Genomic DNA, 15831 nt, shown 5'->3' with positions numbered 1-15831 from the left:
CGACGCCGCCGCGCAATATTCTTTGACGGAGTCAAAGAATGGAGCCGCCGTGACCTCTGCCGCACCCGCCGACATCGCCGCCGTCCGGGAATTCAACCGCCACTACACCCGCGTGATCGGCGTGCTGGGCGAAGGACTGCACGACAGCCGCTACTCGCTGACCGAGGCGCGGATCCTGTTCGAGCTGGCCGCCTCCGACGCCACCGAAGTGGTGGCCCTACGGCATGCCCTCGACCTCGACGCGGGCTATCTCAGCCGCATCCTCGCCCGGTTCGAGCAATCCGGCCTGGTGCGGCGCAACCGTTCGGGCCGCGACGGCCGCCGCCAAGAGGTCCGGCTGACCGACCAGGGCCGTGAGGTATTCGCGACGCTCGATCGGCGCTCCAGCGACGAGGTCGGCGCGCTGCTCGGCGCGCAGCCGCAAGCGACCCGAGCGCGCCTGATCACCGCGATGCGGACCATCCAGCAGATCCTGGACCGCCCCGCCGAGGCGCCCGCCTTTTCGTTGCGGCCCCCGCGTTCCGGCGACTACGGCTGGGTGATCCAGCGTCACGCGGAGCTCTACGCGAACGAATACGGCTGGGACGCGACCTACGAGGAACTGATCGTGCGGATCGTGGCCGACTACTTGGCTTCCCACGACGAGCGGCGCGAGCGCGCCTGGATCGCGGAAGTGGACGGCCGACCGGCGGGCAGCGTCTTCTGCGTTCGCGAGGACGACACCACCGCGCGGCTGCGGTTGCTCTTGGTCGAGCCGACCGCCCGCGGCCTCGGCGTCGGTTCCGCGCTGGTGGACGAGTGCCTGCGCTTCGCGACCGAGGCCGGGTACCGAGAGATCGTGCTGTGGACCAACGACGTGCTCACCGCCGCGCGCCGCGTCTACCAGCGCGCCGGATTCGAACTCGTCGAGCAGCAACCGCACCACAGCTGGGGCCACGACCTCGTCGGCCAGACCTGGCGGCGGTCGCTCACGCCCGCGGACTGACCCGCAGAAGGGTATGTCCTCCGCGCGGTCCCCTCGCCCGGCTGCGGGACTACAGACGGTTGCCCGGCGGGTGTGCCTGCCGGACCGCGCGCGGCGGTCTCGCGCGTCGCGGCACATCTCGGCTACCGCCGCGCCAACCGGAAAACGCCTCCGACCTCGCCCGACTTCCTCATCCACAACCACCCGCAGTGCGCGGAGCCCGGCTGACGCTACTGTCGTTGCCATGGCTCAGCCCGACGCAGCGCCCGGTGAGGCGGCACCTCTGGGTGTCTGGCCCGGCACCGCCTACCCCCTCGGGGCCACCTACGACGGAGCAGGCACCAATTTCTCGGTGTTCTCCGAGGTTGCCGACGCGGTCGAACTCTGCCTGATCGACGGGGACGGCGCCGAGACGCGCATCGCGCTCGACGAGGTCGACGGCTACGTCTGGCATGCCTACCTGCCGGGGATCGATCCGGGTCAGCGCTACGGATTCCGGGTGCACGGCCCGTACGACCCCGACTGCGGGTTGCGCTGCGACCCGAGCAAGTTGCTGCTCGATCCCTACGGCAAGGCTTTCGACGGCGACTTCGACGATCACCCCTCGCTCTACACCCACGGGCTCGACTCGCTCGGCCACACCATGACCGGCGTGGTGATCAACCCGTACTTCGATTGGGGCGCCGATCGCGCGCCGAACCGGCCCTACCACGAGACGGTGATCTACGAGGCGCACGTCAAAGGCATGACGATGACGCATCCGGAGGTGCCGGAGGAGTTGCGCGGCACCTATTCCGGCATCGCGCACCCGGCGATCATCGACCATCTGAAGGATCTGGGCGTCACGGCGATCGAACTGATGCCGGTGCACCAGTTCCTGCACGACCGCGTGCTGTTGGACCAGGGACTGCGCAATTACTGGGGCTACAACAGCTTCGGCTACCTCGCGCCGCACAACGAATACGCGACGATGGACCGCGCGGGCTCGGCGGTCACCGAGTTCAAGGCGATGGTGCGCGCGCTGCACGCCGAGGGCATCGAGGTGATCCTCGACGTGGTCTACAACCACACCGCCGAGGGCAACCACCGCGGTCCGACGATCGGTTTCCGCGGCATCGACAACGCCGCCTACTACCGATTGGTCGACGACGACCCCTCGCACTACATGGATTACACGGGCACCGGCAACAGCCTCAACGTGCGCCACCCGCACACCTTGCAGCTGATCATGGACTCGCTGCGCTATTGGGTCCTGGAGATGCACGTCGACGGCTTCCGCTTCGACCTGGCCGCGACGCTGGCGCGGGAGTTGCACGACGTGGACCGGCTCTCGACGTTCTTCGACCTGGTACAGCAGGACCCGGTGGTGAGCCAGGTCAAGCTCATCGCCGAGCCGTGGGACGTCGGCGAGGGCGGCTACCAGGTGGGCAACTTCCCCAGCCTGTGGACGGAGTGGAACGGCAAGTACCGCGACACCGTGCGCGACTACTGGCGCGGCGAACCGGCGACGCTGGGCGAGTTCGCCTCCCGGCTCACCGGCTCGTCGGACCTGTACGAGGCCACCGGCCGCAGGCCGAGCGCCAGCATCAACTTCGTCACCGCGCACGACGGGTTCACGCTGCGCGATCTGGTGTCCTACAACGAGAAGCACAACGAGGCCAACGGCGAGGACAACCGCGACGGCGAGAGCTGGAACCGCTCCTGGAACTGCGGCGTGGAAGGCCCGACCGACGACCCGGACGTCCTCGCCCTGCGCGACCGGCAGAGCCGCAACCTGCTGGCCACGCTGCTGCTCAGCCAGGGCGTGCCGATGCTCGCGCACGGCGACGAGATGGGCCGCACCCAGCACGGCAACAACAACGTCTACTGCCAGGACTCGCCGCTGGCGTGGATGGACTGGTCGCTGCGGGAGAAGAACGCCGATCTGCTCGAATTCACCCGCGCGGTGGTCGCGCTGCGCACCGAGCACCCGGTCTTCCGGCGTCGCCGCTTCTTCGCGGGCGGCCCGGTCCGTTCGGCGGACAACGCCCGCGACATCGCCTGGCTCACCCCCTCCGGCGAGGAGATGACCGAGGCGGACTGGGACAGCGGATTCGGCAAGTCGCTGGCGGTCTACCTCAACGGCGAGGCGATCCCCGAGCCGGGCCCGCGCGGCGAGCGGATCTCCGACGACTCGTTCCTGTTGTGTTTCAACGCCCACGACGCGGCTATCGACTTCGTGCTACCGAGCACCGGCGACGGCGCGGAATGGTCGGTGGCACTGGATTGCTCGACGCCGACCGGTCTGGCCGACGCCGGGTACCCCGGTGGCGCCACCGTCACCGTCGAAGCCCGCTGTCTCCTCGTCCTCCGCCAGGCCGCCTGACCCGAATGCCGATGAACGCACCCGATTCCACCGAGACGCACGTGACCGACCCGGTGTCCCTGCGACGCAGGCCCGCCCGCCCGACCACGATCCGCAGCGCCTACCGGCTGCAGCTGCGCCCGGACGCGCTCACCTTCGCCGAGGCCCGCGCGATCGCGGAATACCTCCAGCAGCTCGGCATCTCGCACCTGTACCTCTCGCCGATCATGACCGCGGCGCACGGTTCGACGCACGGGTACGACGTCACCGATCCGACCACGGTCTCCGCCGCCCTCGGCGGGCCGACGGGACTCAAGGCCCTCGCCGACGAGGTGCGCAGTCGCGGCATGGGCCTGATCGTCGACCTGGTGCCCAACCACGTCGGCGTCGCCGATCCGCGGCAGAACGCGTGGTGGTGGGACGTGCTGCGCAACGGCCAGGAGTCGCGGTTCGCGTCGTACTTCGACATCGACTGGAGTCCCGGCAACGGCGCGGGCGGCCGGTTGGCGCTGCCGGTCCTGCAGAGCGAGAACGACCCGGCCGCCTTGACCGTCGACCGCTCCGGCGCCGAGCCGATGCTCGCGCTGCACGATCTGCGTTTCCCGATCGCGCCGGGCACCGACGGCGACAACGCCTTGCGCATCCACGACAAACAGCACTACCGGCTGGTGAGCTGGAAGGCCGGGCTGTGCACCTACCGGCGCTTCTTCGCGGTCAGCAGCCTGGCCGCGATCCGGCAGGAGGACCCCGAGGTCTTCGAACTCACCCATCGCGAACTCGCCGCGTGGTGCGAGCACGACCTGATCGACGGCGTACGGATCGATCATCCGGACGGTCTGGCCGATCCCGCCGGTTACCTCACCCGGCTGCGCAGGCTGATCGGCCCGCACCGGCTGCTGCTGGTGGAGAAGATCCTGGCCAACCGCGAGCCGCTGGACGCGACGCTGCCCATCGACGGCACCACCGGCTACGAGGCGCTGGCCGACTTCGGCGGCGTGCTGATCGATCCGCGCGGCGAACACGCGCTCACCGAACTCTCCCGCCGGGTCGCCGGGCACGGCAGCGACCGGGCCTGGATCGGCGAGACCGAGCACCGGATCAAGCGCGCGGTCGCGGAGACCATCCTGACGCCGGAGGTCCGGCGGCTGGTGGCCGCGATCAAACAGGACGCGAACGCCGAGAGCTTCGACACCATGGCGCTGACCAACGCCACCATCGAGGTGCTGGCGTTCATGCCGGTCTACCGGGCCGACTACGCGCCGCTGGCCGGGATGACGGGCGCGGTGATCGCCGAGGTGGAGAAGCGCAACAGCGAACTCACCGCGCCGCTGGCGGTCCTGGTCGCGGCGCTGGCCGCCAACGGCGCCGCGGCGGTGCGCTTCAGCCAGGTCTGCGGCGCGGTGACCGCGAAGGCGGTCGAGGACACCATGTTCTACCAGGCCGCGCGGCTGGTGTCGTTGCAGGAGGTCGGCGGCAACCCGGCACGGTTCGGTCACTCGCTCAACGAGTTCCACCTGTCCATGAGCCAGCGCGCGCAGCTGTGGCCCGCGACGCTGACGACGCTGTCCACCCACGACACCAAGCGCGGCGAGGACGTCCGCGCCCGCATCGGCGTGCTGTCGCAGGCCGCGGAGACCTGGGCGCGCAACGTCGACTCCTGGCTGGAGACCACCCCCGCGCCGGACGGGGCGACGGCGCTGTTCCTGTTGCAGAACATGTTCGGGGTGTGGCCCGCCGACGGGCGACCGGCGGCGTCGGTGCCCGGCCTGCGCGAACGCCTGCACAGCTTCGCCGAGAAGGCGATGCGGGAGGCGAACACCAAGACCTCGTGGGAGGAACCGGACGCCGAGTTCGAAGCCGCGGTGCACACTTGGCTGGATGCGGTGATCGACGGGCCGGTGGGCTCCGAACTCGGTGACCTGGTCCACGAACTGGCCCCGCACGCCTGGTCGGACGCGTTGTCGCAGAAGCTCCTGCAACTGTGCGGACCGGGCATCCCGGACGTCTACCAGGGCTGCGAGCTGTGGGAGGACTCCCTCGTCGACCCGGACAACCGCAGGCCGGTGGACTTCGCCGCCCGCGCGGGCATGCTGCAATCGCTCACCGGCACGCCCGCACTGGACACCACCGGCGCGGCGAAGATGTGGATCGTCGCCTACGCGCTGTGGTTGCGCCGGGAACGCCCCGAGTGCTTCGTCGGCGGCGCCTACCGACCGCTGTTCGCCACCGGCGACCACGCGTCCAAAGTGGTGTCCTACGCCCGTGGCCGCGCCGGCGAGGCCCCCGAGGTCATCGTCGCCGCCACCCGGCACAGTGTCGGCCTGGCCGAGACCGGGTGGGGCGACACGTTCCTCGACTTACCCGCGGGCAGCTGGACCGACCGGCTGACCGGCCACACCTTCCAGGGCCGGGCCAGGCTGGAGAAGATGTTCGCCAGACTCCCCGTCGCGCTGCTGGTGCGCTGACGACTCGCGCGCAGGCGCGTCGGGAACACGCTCGAGCTGCTTCGAGAACACCCCGCGGACCTGCTCGAAGGTCTTCTCCGGGATCACGCCGCCCAGTTCTTCGCGCCAGCGTCGCAGGTTCGCCGGACGGTAGTCCAGCGCGTCCGTGACGCTGGCGGACAACCGCACGCCCTGATCGGTGGGGATGGACATCCGGCGCCAGGAATCCCAGTGGAACCGGCGGCTGCGCGGATTGCGCAGCGTCCGAACCACATTCAGGATGCGGTAGCCGATCTTCAGTGAATCGTGCAGCCGCATGTGGTCGCCGTCGGTGTGATCGCAGCGTTTCGACAGCGCGGCCAGCCGGTCCCGGTCGAAGGCCAGCCCGACCGACTCCGCCTCGCCGACCATCCACTGCAACGTCATGTCGGACAGGCCGCATTCGGCGTAGCCGCCGCCGATGTCGCTGTGCACGCCGGGGAACCACACCTGCTTGACCCGCTCGAAGCCGCGCCGGTACTTCACCGTCGGTTCGACCGGTACCTCCCACACGGACGGTTCGAAGTTGCGCCGCCGCTCGTCGATGGCCAGCGCCTGGCGCGCGCAGTGCACGTGCCGGGACAGCTTGACGTCGTGGAAGCGGTGCCGCAGGGAGGTGAGGCCGGGGACGCCGAGCGCGCCGACGGTGTCGAACACGCCGAGGAAATCAATCTTCGCTCTCCGGCAATACTTCCGGCGGAACTCCTGCCATTCTTCGGGCTCGGCCGGATCGGGGTTTTCCGGCGTCGGCACCGGCGGTCGCTGCCGATAGATACGCAGGGCCTCCGGGTACCTGCCTTCGATCATCGCCTCGGGAGTCATGATCCCGATGCGGCTGATCAAACCGGCCAGGCTGCGCGCGGTGAAGGCGCCGCGACTGAACCCGAAGATGTAGATCTCGTCGCCCTTCTCCCAGTTCAGCGCCAGATGCCAGTAGGCGGACGAGAGGTTCGCCTCGAGCCCGAGGCCGAAGGCGCCGCCCATCAGGCGGTCGCTGAGGAACCCGCGGGCGCCCGGCCCGGAGACGTAGGTGACCCACTGTTGGATCGTCTCCCCGGCCGGTCCCGGCGCGTCGAAGCGGATCGTCTGGGCGATCTTGACAATGTTGGAAACCGTGCTGCTCGACTCGGCCTTCCACGTGCCGTCACAACACACCACGAGTCGTTTCATAGGTTGATCCTCCCGCCGGCATCCCACCGAAACCCGCGTACTCGACTACTCGAATTCATCGCGTGGGGAGGAAAAGCGTTAATGCGGGAGCTATGAAGTGCCGCCGGGCCGCGCGCCGCTACCCGCGACGGCCATGCCGATCAGCCACCGCGCCGCACCGAGCGCCGCCGCGACCAGTACCGCGATCTGGAGCGATCCGGTGATCAGGGCCAGGACGAGGCAGGTCACCAGGCCGACGACCAGTGCGTCGAGCTTGTATACCGGCCACGCGCTGCCCGCGATGTCGATCGTGGCGCCGCGTGCCGAGGAGTGAACGACCGCCATCTCCTCAGGGTAGTCGGAATTCGAAGTTCGGGCCAGCGAACTTTTTGTCGCCGGGAACACACGTAGTCGCCGCGGTGTTGCCGCAGACATGCCACTGACAGGTGAATACGAACCGAGCACCTCCGACTGGGCCCGCGAGCAGGCCGAGAAGTACGAGAACTCCGGGGGCACCGAGGGCGCGACCCTGCAAGGCGTGCCGATCATCCTGCTCACCACCAAGGGCGCGAAGACCGGCAAGCTGCGCAAGACCCCGCTGATGCGGGTGGAGCACGACGGCGAGTACGCCGTGGTGGCCTCGCTGGGCGGCGCGCCGAAGCATCCCGTCTGGTACCACAACATCAAGGCCGAACCGCACGTCGAACTGCGCGACGGCACGGTCGTCAAGGACTACACCGCGCGCGAGGTCTTCGGCGAGGAGAAGGCGCGCTGGTGGGAGCGCGCGGTCGAGGTGTGGCCGGATTACGCGAACTACCAGACCAAGACCGATCGGCAGATCCCCGTCTTCGTGCTCACCCCCAGGTAGCTTCCGCGCAGGTAGCCCGCGTGTCACCGCCACCCGCCGCAGCTCGCCGCCGCGGCGGGTGGCAGCATATTCGGGGTGTCCAATCCGCTTGATGTCCTCGACGCACTGTCCGCTTCCCGTCCCGCGCTCACCGCCGACGAGATCGATGCTGCCGCCAAGCGAATTGCCGACGTCATTGATCCGACCCCGCTGCAGCGCAGTGAACGGCTGTCCAAACTGACCGGGGCGAACGTCTATCTGAAGCGCGAAGATCTCAGCGCGGTCCGCTCCTACAAGCTGCGCGGCGCCTACAACCTGGTGGTCCAGCTGACCGAGGCGGAACGCGCCGCGGGCGTGGTCGCGGCCAGCGCGGGCAACCACGCGCAGGGCGTCGCGTTCGCCTGCCAGGCGATGGGGATCAAGGGCCGCATCTACGTGCCGACCACGACGCCGAAACAGAAACGCGATCGCATCCGGGTGCACGGCGGGGAGTTCGTCGAGCTGATCGCGGTCGGCGAGACCTACGACGCCGCCGCCGCGGCCGCCGCCGCCGACGTGGAGCGCACCGGCGCGACCATGGTGCCGCCGTTCGACGACACCCGCACCGCCGCCGGTCAGGGCACCATCGCGGCGGAGATCCTGGAGCAGCTGCCTGCCACGCCCGATCTGGTGATCGTGCCCGTCGGCGGCGGCGGCTGCCTGGCCGGCATCGGCACCTACCTGCGCGCGCGCTCCCCGCGCACCGCCATCCTCGGCGTGGAGCCCGCGGGCGCGGCCTCGATGACCGCGGCCCTGGTAGCGGGCGGTCCGGTCACGCTGCCGGAGATCGATCCGTTCGTGGACGGCGCCGCGGTGCGCCGGGTGGGCGCCGTGCCCTACGCGGCGGTGTCCGGATTCGGCGGGCGCGTGGTGTCGCACGCCTCGCTGCCGTTGCTGACCATCACCGAATCCCCCAGGGGCGCGGGCGCTTTCCAGATGATGCAGGTCGACGAGGGCGCGATCTGCACGACCATGCTCGACCTGTATCAGAACGAGGGCATCATCGCCGAGCCCGCGGGCGCGCTCACCACGACGGCGCTCGCGGAGATCACCGTCGATCCGGGATCGACGGTGGTGTGCCTGGTGTCGGGCGGCAACAACGACGTCTCCCGCTACGGCGAGATCATCGAACGCTCGCTCGTGCACAGCGGGCTCAAGCACTACTTCCTGGTCGACTTTCCGCAGGAACCGGGCGCGCTGCGCCGTTTCCTCAACGAGGTGCTCGGTCCGGAAGACGACATCACGCTGTTCGAGTACGTCAAGCGCAACAACCGGGAGACCGGCGCGGCGCTGGTCGGCATCGAACTCGGCGCGCCGGACGGGCTGGCGCCGCTGCTGGAGCGGATGCACCACTCCCCGATCCAGTGCGAGCGCCTCGAACCCGACTCACCGGCCTACCGCTACCTGACCTGAGCCCGGCTTCCGGCGGTCAGGCGGCCTTGGGCGTCTGCGCCGCCGGTATCCGGCGCCGGGAGGCGCGCAGGCAGTTCAGCATGAGCGGCAGCAGCCAGAACGCCGCCGACTGGTCGTAGCTGAGCTGCGCGGCGGACAGGCGGTTGTGCACGAAGCCGACCGAAAGGCCGAGCCTGGGTTCGGCCCAGCCGAAGGAACCGCCGAGGCCGATGTGCCCGAACCCGGCGTGCGCGCCCGGCATCGGCAGCGAGTGGTAGCCCAGACGCCACATCATCGGCAGGTAGAACAGCGCGCGATCGGGCTGGTAGGTCTCGATCCGGCGCAGCGCCTTCATGGTGTGGCGGCCGAGGTACCTGCGGTCGGCCACGGTGCCGTCGCCCGCGAGCGCGCCGTACATCGTGGCCAGCGCTGGCGCGGTGGCCACGCCGTTGCCCGCGCCGAGTTCGGTGTCCAGGATCGGCGGGCTCGCGCCTTCCAGAATGGATTCCAGGCCGGGCAGGAACAGGCAGCGGGTGGCCGCGCCGAGCGCGCCGGGAATCCGGTGGCTACGGCCTATCACCGCGGCGCCGAGCGGCTTTCCGAGCATGCTCAGCTGGGTGCCTGCCAGCGGGGCGTAGGTGATCGGCGAACCGGCGGGCGGCTTGCCCAGATGCAGTCCTTCGATGCCGAGCGGCTCGGCGACCTCGGTGCGGATCAGCTCGCCCAGGCTGGTGCCGGTGATCGCGCGCGTCAACCCGCCGACCAGCCAGCCGAAGGTGAGCGCGTGGTAGGTGGGAACGCCGAGCAGCCGGTCGGGTTTCGCGGCGGCGAGGCGCTGTTCCATGAGCTCGTGGTCGAGCACGTCGGCCAGGCCGCCGGTGGCGATCGGGGCCAGCGCGGACAGGCCGGCGCGGTGGGTCAGCAGATGGCGAATGGTGATCTTGTGCTTGCCGTTGGCGGCGAACTCCGGCCAGTACTCCGCGACGGGGGCGGAATAGTCGAGCAACCCGCGGTCGGCGAGACGATGCACGACGGTGGCCGCGATCCCCTTGGTGGCCGAGAAGATGATCGTGCCGGTGTCCCTGGTCCACGGAACGTCGCCACCGGAGCCGACCCAGATGTCCACCAGCGGTTCTCCGTGCCGGTGCAGCGTGAACGCCGCGCCCGCACCCCGGCGAGTGCCGAACGCCCGTGCGAAAGCGCGCACGAACGGTGCGAATTCGGCGGCGGCGCTGCCACCCATCCCCGGGGGAAGAACCGCGAGATCCCCGGAAGCGACGTTGCTCATCTCTCCACGGTAATGGCATCGGACGATTCCGGCAAAGCGCCTGTCTCGGACAGTTGTACGCCCGTTACCCGCCGCCCGCCAGAAAGCCCGCTCCGAGCTGGGGTTCCACGCGCTCAGCGCGGGCCGGGCGGCGCGGTGTCCAGCAGGGTGAAGGAGTGGCCGGGAACGGTTGTGGCGGAAGGCCCGACCGTCGGGGACTCCCAGGACAGCAGCGGCAGGCCCGCGATCGGCACCGCCACCTGGTCCTCGCCGAGGTTGCACACCAGGGCCAGGGCGCCCCGGTGCACGACGATCCAGCGCGCCGCCTCGTCGTAGTCCACCGAAACATGGGTCAGCCAGGGATCGCTGAGCTCCGCGCGGTCGCGGCGCAGGGCGAGCAGGGCGCGGTAGCAGGACAGCAGCCGCGCGTGGCCCGGCTCGTCGGCTTCGGTCCAGTCGAGTTTGGAGCGCAGGAACGTCTTCACGTCCTGCGGGTCCGGCACCTCGCCCTCGGGCCAGCCGTGCGCGGCGAACTCCTTCTTGCGCCCGGACGCGGTGGCGGCGGCGACATCCGGGTCGGTGTGCGAGGTGAAGAACTGGAACGGCGTGCGCGCGCCCCACTCCTCGCCCATGAACAGCATCGGCGTGAACGGCCCGCACAGCACCAGGGCGGCTTTGATCGCGAGCTGGCCGTCGGTCAGGTAGGCGCTCGGGCGGTCGCCGAGCGCCCGGTTGCCGATCTGGTCGTGATCGCAGGTGTAGGCCAGCAGGGCGCTGCCAGGAACCAGGCCGCGATCGATCGGGCGGCCGTGGGTGCGGCCACGGAAACTCGAATACGTTGCGGCGTGGAAGAACCCGTGCTTCAAGGTGCGGGCCAGGCAGCGCAGGGAGCCGAAGTCGGCGTAATAGCCCTGCCGTTCGCCGGAGACGGCGGTGTGCACGGCGTGGTGCAGGTCGTCGTTCCACTGCCCGGTCAGGCCGTAACCGCCGGCCGCGCGCGGGGTGATCAGTTTCGGATCGTTGAGATCGCTCTCCGCGATGAGCGTCAGCGGCCTGCGCACGTGGGCGGCCAGGCGCTCGGTCGCCACGGCCAGCTCGGCCAGCAGATGCGTGGCCGTGCGGTCGACCAGGGCGTGCACCGCGTCCAGGCGCAGCGCGTCGATGTGGAAATCGCGCAGCCAGCGCAGCGCGTTGTCGATGATGTACCCGCGCACGTGATCGGACTGCGGGCCGTCCAGATTGAGGCTCTGCCCCCAGGTGTTGCGCCCCTCGGTCAGGTAGGGCGCGAAGCGCGGCAGGTAGTTGCCGGACGGGCCGAGATGGTTGTAGACGACGTCCAGGCAGACCGCGAGCCCGCGGGCGTGGCAGGCGTTCACGAAGCGCTGCAAGCCGTCCGGCCCGCCGTAGCTCTCCTGCACCGCGTACCAGAGCACGCCGTCGTAGCCCCAGTTGTGCGGGCCGTCGAAGGCGTTCACCGGCATCACTTCGACCACGGTGACGCCGAGCTCGACCAGGTGGTCGAGCCGTTCGATCGCCGCGTCGAAGGTGCCTTCCGGGGTGAAGGTCCCGATGTGCAGTTCGTAGTAGACCGCCCCGGCGAGTGGCCGCCCGGTCCACGCCGCATCTGTCCATCCGGCCGGATCGAGGGTGTGCAGCGCCGAGCGGGCGTGCACGCCGTCGGGCTGGCGCGGTGAGCGGGGATCGGGCAGCACGGTCGGGTCGTCGTCGAGCAGAAAGCCGTATCGGGCGCCGTTGGCGGCGGGCACGTCGGCGCGCCACCACCCGTGCGGCGACCGCGTCATCGAATGGACGACACCCTCCAGATCCAGCCGCACCGACTCCGGCCGCGGTGCCCACACCTCGAACACAGTCACCGCGCCAGCATCCCACGGGCACGCCCGCTGCGCCGGATACGGACGCAGACCTCGCGGGCAGCAGTCCCGACTTCACGGCAACGGGCCAAGTCGCTTCACTCGGTCCGCGCCGGGGTACGACAAGCGCGACACGCAGACGACCACGGCGCACGCGGCACGCGCGGCGCCAGTATGTCCAGGGTCGGCCGAGCGCAGAACCCACTGGGCGAATGGTGGTGCCCCTGGTCCGAACGGGTCATGCCTGCAAGAGTGGAGGGGTGGGCGTCTATACGGAGCACGTGGTCCCCCGGATCGTCAACGTGGCCTGCGGACTGCGGGACTTGAAGCCGCTGCGTGAGCGGACGTGCGCCGGGCTGCACGGGCGCGTCGTGGAGATCGGTTTCGGTTCGGGATTGAACGTGCCGTTCTACCCGGCGGGGGTCGAGAAGGTGCATGCGGTCGAGCCAGCCGATCTCGGCTGGCGACTGGCTCGCGAACGCCTGGCCGCCGCCACCGTGCCGGTCGAGCGGGCCGGGTTGGACGGGCAGGCGCTGCCCTTCCCGGACGACTCCTTCGACTGCGCGCTGTCGACCTGGACGATGTGCACCATCCCCGACATCGACGCCGCGCTCGCCGAGATGCGCCGGGTGCTCGTCCCCGGCGGCACCCTGCATTTCGTCGAACACGGACTCGCGCCGGACGAGAACGTACGGACCTGGCAGAACCGGCTGAACCCGGTCCAGAAACGACTGTTCGGCGGCTGCCACCTGAACCGCGATATCCGCGGCCTGGTGGCAGACGCCGGTTTCCAGATCCGCGACGCCGAGCAGTTCTACGGGGAACACGCTCCCCGCTTCCTGGTCGCCCAGACGCTCGGCGTCGCGGTGTCGCCCTGAGGCTCAGACGATGCGCACCGACAAGGTGTAGGTCGCGTTGCCGCGGCTCGGCTCTACCGAGATGGCGTAGTAGCCGCTCTGCGGCAGGGTGATCCGGCTCCGAGTTTCCTCCAGGCACAACACGCTTCCGTCCGGGCCGGTGGTGGAGAACCGCGCGTTGTCCTCGATCGAGGTGAGCTCCAGGGTCAAGGTCTGCCCGGCCCGCGCCTCGAACGCGTAGGTGTCGGCGTCGCCACGGACGACCGCTCCGTCGATCGACGTGCGATCGCTTCCGGGCGCGAACTTGATCTCGTAGACCGAGCCCGCGTTCGCCGCGCCCGCCCCGACCGTCGCGACGGCGAACGCGGGCACGAACAGCGTCACGCCGAGCACGAGCAGGCGCAGGGTGCGCAGGATGGCTTGCATGGTGATCCTCGTTTCCTGAGTGGACGACTTGCCCGGAATTCTGCGCGACCCCGCCTATCGGACGCTTAACAGCCGCTTGGACCTCGGCACTCCGCGAGCCGCCGACCATATTGGAACGATCTATTCAAAACTGTGCTACCGTGAACCCATGCCACGACCCAGATCCTTCGACGAGGACCGCGCGGTGGACGCGGCGATGCACGCGTTCTGGCGCGCGGGGTACGAGGGGACCTCGACCGAAGACCTCTGCGCCGCGACCGGTCTGGGCCGCAGCAGCATCTACAACACCTTCACCAGCAAGCGGGACCTGTTCGGCCGCGCACTGCGCCGCTATATGACGACCAAGAACGCCGCGACGTTCGACCTGCTCGACAGCGAGACGGACGCGCGCGCCAAGATCCGCGCCCTGCTGTGGCAGATCGTCGAGGCCCCCGAAGAGGACCCCCTCGGTTGTCTCGTGGTCAATTCGACGATCGAACTGGCCCCGCGCGATCCCGAATTGGCCGCCGTGCTCGCCGCCGACCAGGAGCGACGCCTCGCCGCGCTGACCGACGTGTTCGAGGCGGCGAAACGCGCGGGCGAGATCACACCGGACAAGAACCCGGTCGCTTTGGCGCACTTCGTGATCGCGACGATCGGGGGCATGCGGGTGGCCGCACGCGGCGGCGCGGACCGCGAAACGCTCGCGGCCATCGCGTCCACCGCGCTCGACGCTCTCTGAGACCACATCCGGCGACGGCTCTGCCGCGCCCTCATTTTGGATAGATCAGTACAAAACAAGGAGGTACCGATGCCCGTGGCGATCTATGTCCTGGGTCTGTCGATCTTCGCCCAGGGCACCTCGGAGCTGATGCTCGCGGGCCTGCTCACCGAGATGGCCGGGGACCTGGGCGTCTCCGTGCCGCGCGCGGGCCTGCTCATCTCGGGCTTCGCGATGGGCATGCTGGTGGGCGCGCCGGTGCTGGCGGTGGCGACGCTGCGCTGGCCGCGGCGCACCGCGCTGCTGGCCTTCCTCGCCGTGTTCGTCGGCTCCCACGTCGTCGGGGCGCTGACCTCCGACTACTGGGTGCTGTTCGCGACGCGGGTGGTCGGCGCGTTCGTCTACGCCGGATTCTGGGCGGTGGCCGCGACGACGGCGATCGGTCTCGTCCCGCCCACCGCGCGCGGCAAGGCGATGAGCATCGTCGCGGGCGGGCTCACCTTGGCCATCATCATCGGACTGCCCGCGGGCACCGTGATCGGACAGCAGCTGGGCTGGCGCGCGGCGTTCTGGGCGGTCGCGCTGCTGTCGGCGGTCGCGGCCATCGGCGTGCTGGCGAAGATCCCCGGCGGACGCACCGACGCGCCGCTGCGCCTGCGCACCGAACTGCGCACGATGCTGCGTCCCGCGCTGTGGCTGTCCTACGCCACCACCGCGCTGTCCATCGCCGCACTGATGGTCACCTTCGCCTACCTCGGCGCGCTGCTGTCCCGCACCACCGGACTGGCGGACGGCTGGATCCCGGTGGTGCTCGGCGTCTACGGGCTCGGCGCGTTCCTCGGCATCGTCGTCGGTGGGCGCACCGCCGACGATCACCCGCTCACCAGCCTGTACGTCGGCATCACCGGCGGCGTGCTCACCTCGGCGCTGCTCGCGGTCACGATGGAACACACCGTGCCCGTCGTCGTGCTGTCGTTCCTGTTGGGCGCGTTCGGCTTCGGCATCAACCCGACCTTGAACAGCCGGGTCTTCACTCTGGCGGGCGACGCGCCCACGTTGGCCGGAGCCACGAACATCTCCGCATTCAACGTCGGCATCACCGCAGGTCCGTGGCTCGGCGGCCTGGCCATCGGCGCGGGCCTCGGCTACGCGGCGGTCGCCTGGTTCGGAGTGGTTCTCGGCGTGGCCGCCCTCGCCGTCGTCGCGGGCAGTCACGTCCTGCACCGTAAGGAGGCGGAGCGGGCCTCGGTCGACATGCCCGCCCCGGCACTGGCCGACGTGGGATAGACCCTCGCAGAGGCAGCGGCCCTGGCCGGACGAGCAGTTCGGTTGCAGGGCCGCTGTTTTCGGCATGGAATCCCCGATCAGGCCCGGCGGTCGAACTCCTCGTCACGAACGCCAGCGGCGAAGACATCTCCGCCACGAATCTCGCCCCCATCGAGCAGTGGCTCGACTCCTGACCGCGCGCGACTCGGCCCGAACAGCGCGTCCC

General features: G+C 69.8%; 13 protein-coding genes. 8 read left to right on the top strand and 5 right to left on the bottom strand.

The window, feature by feature from the left end; translation table 11 throughout:
- The first annotated feature begins 49 nt into the window (after nucleotides 1-49).
- The 3 genes from NB3_RS28325 (at nucleotide 50) to treY (ending at nucleotide 5773) form a co-directional block, all read left to right on the top strand.
- Complete coding sequence (locus tag NB3_RS28325; protein ID WP_067809453.1) at nucleotides 50-985, top strand: bifunctional helix-turn-helix transcriptional regulator/GNAT family N-acetyltransferase; 936 nt, start codon at nucleotides 50-52, stop codon at nucleotides 983-985.
- A gap of 223 nt (nucleotides 986-1208) precedes the next feature.
- On the top strand, nucleotides 1209-3329 hold the full coding sequence (gene glgX / locus NB3_RS28320; protein ID WP_067809452.1) for a glycogen debranching protein GlgX: 2121 nt from the start codon (nucleotides 1209-1211) through the stop codon (nucleotides 3327-3329).
- Nucleotides 3330-3340: 11 nt separating this feature from the next.
- Nucleotides 3341-5773, top strand: a complete 2433-nt coding sequence (gene treY, locus NB3_RS28315; protein WP_084823760.1) for a malto-oligosyltrehalose synthase — start codon at nucleotides 3341-3343, stop codon at nucleotides 5771-5773.
- On the opposite strand, the gene NB3_RS28310 is transcribed toward treY, so the two are convergent.
- Both NB3_RS28310 and NB3_RS28305 read right to left on the bottom strand, forming a co-directional pair.
- A complete protein-coding gene (locus tag NB3_RS28310; protein ID WP_157112057.1) occupies nucleotides 5666-6961 on the bottom strand; it encodes a T6SS phospholipase effector Tle1-like catalytic domain-containing protein in 1296 nt (431 codons plus the stop codon). The genes treY and NB3_RS28310 overlap by 108 nt on opposite strands.
- A gap of 90 nt (nucleotides 6962-7051) precedes the next feature.
- Nucleotides 7052-7285, bottom strand: coding sequence for a hypothetical protein (locus NB3_RS28305; RefSeq protein WP_067809450.1), 234 nt, complete (start codon nucleotides 7283-7285; stop codon nucleotides 7052-7054).
- Between the two features lie 88 nt (nucleotides 7286-7373).
- Between NB3_RS28305 and NB3_RS28300 the strand changes: the two genes are divergently transcribed.
- Together NB3_RS28300 and ilvA are read left to right on the top strand one after the other, a co-directional pair.
- The gene (locus NB3_RS28300) at nucleotides 7374-7808 is read left to right on the top strand and encodes a nitroreductase family deazaflavin-dependent oxidoreductase (RefSeq protein WP_067809449.1); all 435 of its coding nucleotides are present in this window, start codon (nucleotides 7374-7376) and stop codon (nucleotides 7806-7808) included.
- A 75-nt stretch (nucleotides 7809-7883) separates the two neighbouring features.
- Nucleotides 7884-9239, top strand: coding sequence for a threonine ammonia-lyase IlvA (gene ilvA, locus NB3_RS28295; protein WP_067809447.1), 1356 nt, complete (start codon nucleotides 7884-7886; stop codon nucleotides 9237-9239).
- A 16-nt stretch (nucleotides 9240-9255) separates the two neighbouring features.
- Here ilvA and NB3_RS28290 read toward each other — a convergent pair whose 3' ends face one another.
- Complete coding sequence (locus tag NB3_RS28290; protein ID WP_067809446.1) at nucleotides 9256-10506, bottom strand: serine hydrolase domain-containing protein; 1251 nt, start codon at nucleotides 10504-10506, stop codon at nucleotides 9256-9258.
- A 113-nt stretch (nucleotides 10507-10619) separates the two neighbouring features.
- Complete coding sequence (gene treZ, locus NB3_RS28285) at nucleotides 10620-12359, bottom strand: malto-oligosyltrehalose trehalohydrolase (RefSeq protein WP_067809444.1); 1740 nt, start codon at nucleotides 12357-12359, stop codon at nucleotides 10620-10622.
- 257 nt (nucleotides 12360-12616) lie between these two features.
- On the opposite strand from treZ, the gene NB3_RS28280 reads away from it, so the two are divergent.
- Nucleotides 12617-13234, top strand: a complete 618-nt coding sequence (locus NB3_RS28280; RefSeq protein WP_067809442.1) for a class I SAM-dependent methyltransferase — start codon at nucleotides 12617-12619, stop codon at nucleotides 13232-13234.
- A gap of 3 nt (nucleotides 13235-13237) precedes the next feature.
- On the opposite strand, the gene NB3_RS28275 is transcribed toward NB3_RS28280, so the two are convergent.
- Entirely contained in the window at nucleotides 13238-13639 is a 402-nt protein-coding gene (locus NB3_RS28275) for a PPC domain-containing protein (protein WP_067809441.1), read from the bottom strand.
- A 148-nt stretch (nucleotides 13640-13787) separates the two neighbouring features.
- On the opposite strand from NB3_RS28275, the gene NB3_RS28270 reads away from it, so the two are divergent.
- Complete coding sequence (locus NB3_RS28270; protein WP_067809438.1) at nucleotides 13788-14360, top strand: TetR/AcrR family transcriptional regulator; 573 nt, start codon at nucleotides 13788-13790, stop codon at nucleotides 14358-14360.
- A 69-nt stretch (nucleotides 14361-14429) separates the two neighbouring features.
- On the top strand, nucleotides 14430-15626 hold the full coding sequence (locus NB3_RS28265) for a Cmx/CmrA family chloramphenicol efflux MFS transporter (protein WP_067809436.1): 1197 nt from the start codon (nucleotides 14430-14432) through the stop codon (nucleotides 15624-15626).
- Nucleotides 15627-15831 lie beyond the last annotated feature (205 nt).

The organism is Nocardia beijingensis NBRC 16342 (genome assembly GCF_001612785.1).
GTDB lineage: Bacteria > Actinomycetota > Actinomycetes > Mycobacteriales > Mycobacteriaceae > Nocardia > Nocardia beijingensis.
Note: the sequence above shows the minus strand (reverse complement) of the source record. Positions and strands in the feature narration are given on the sequence as shown.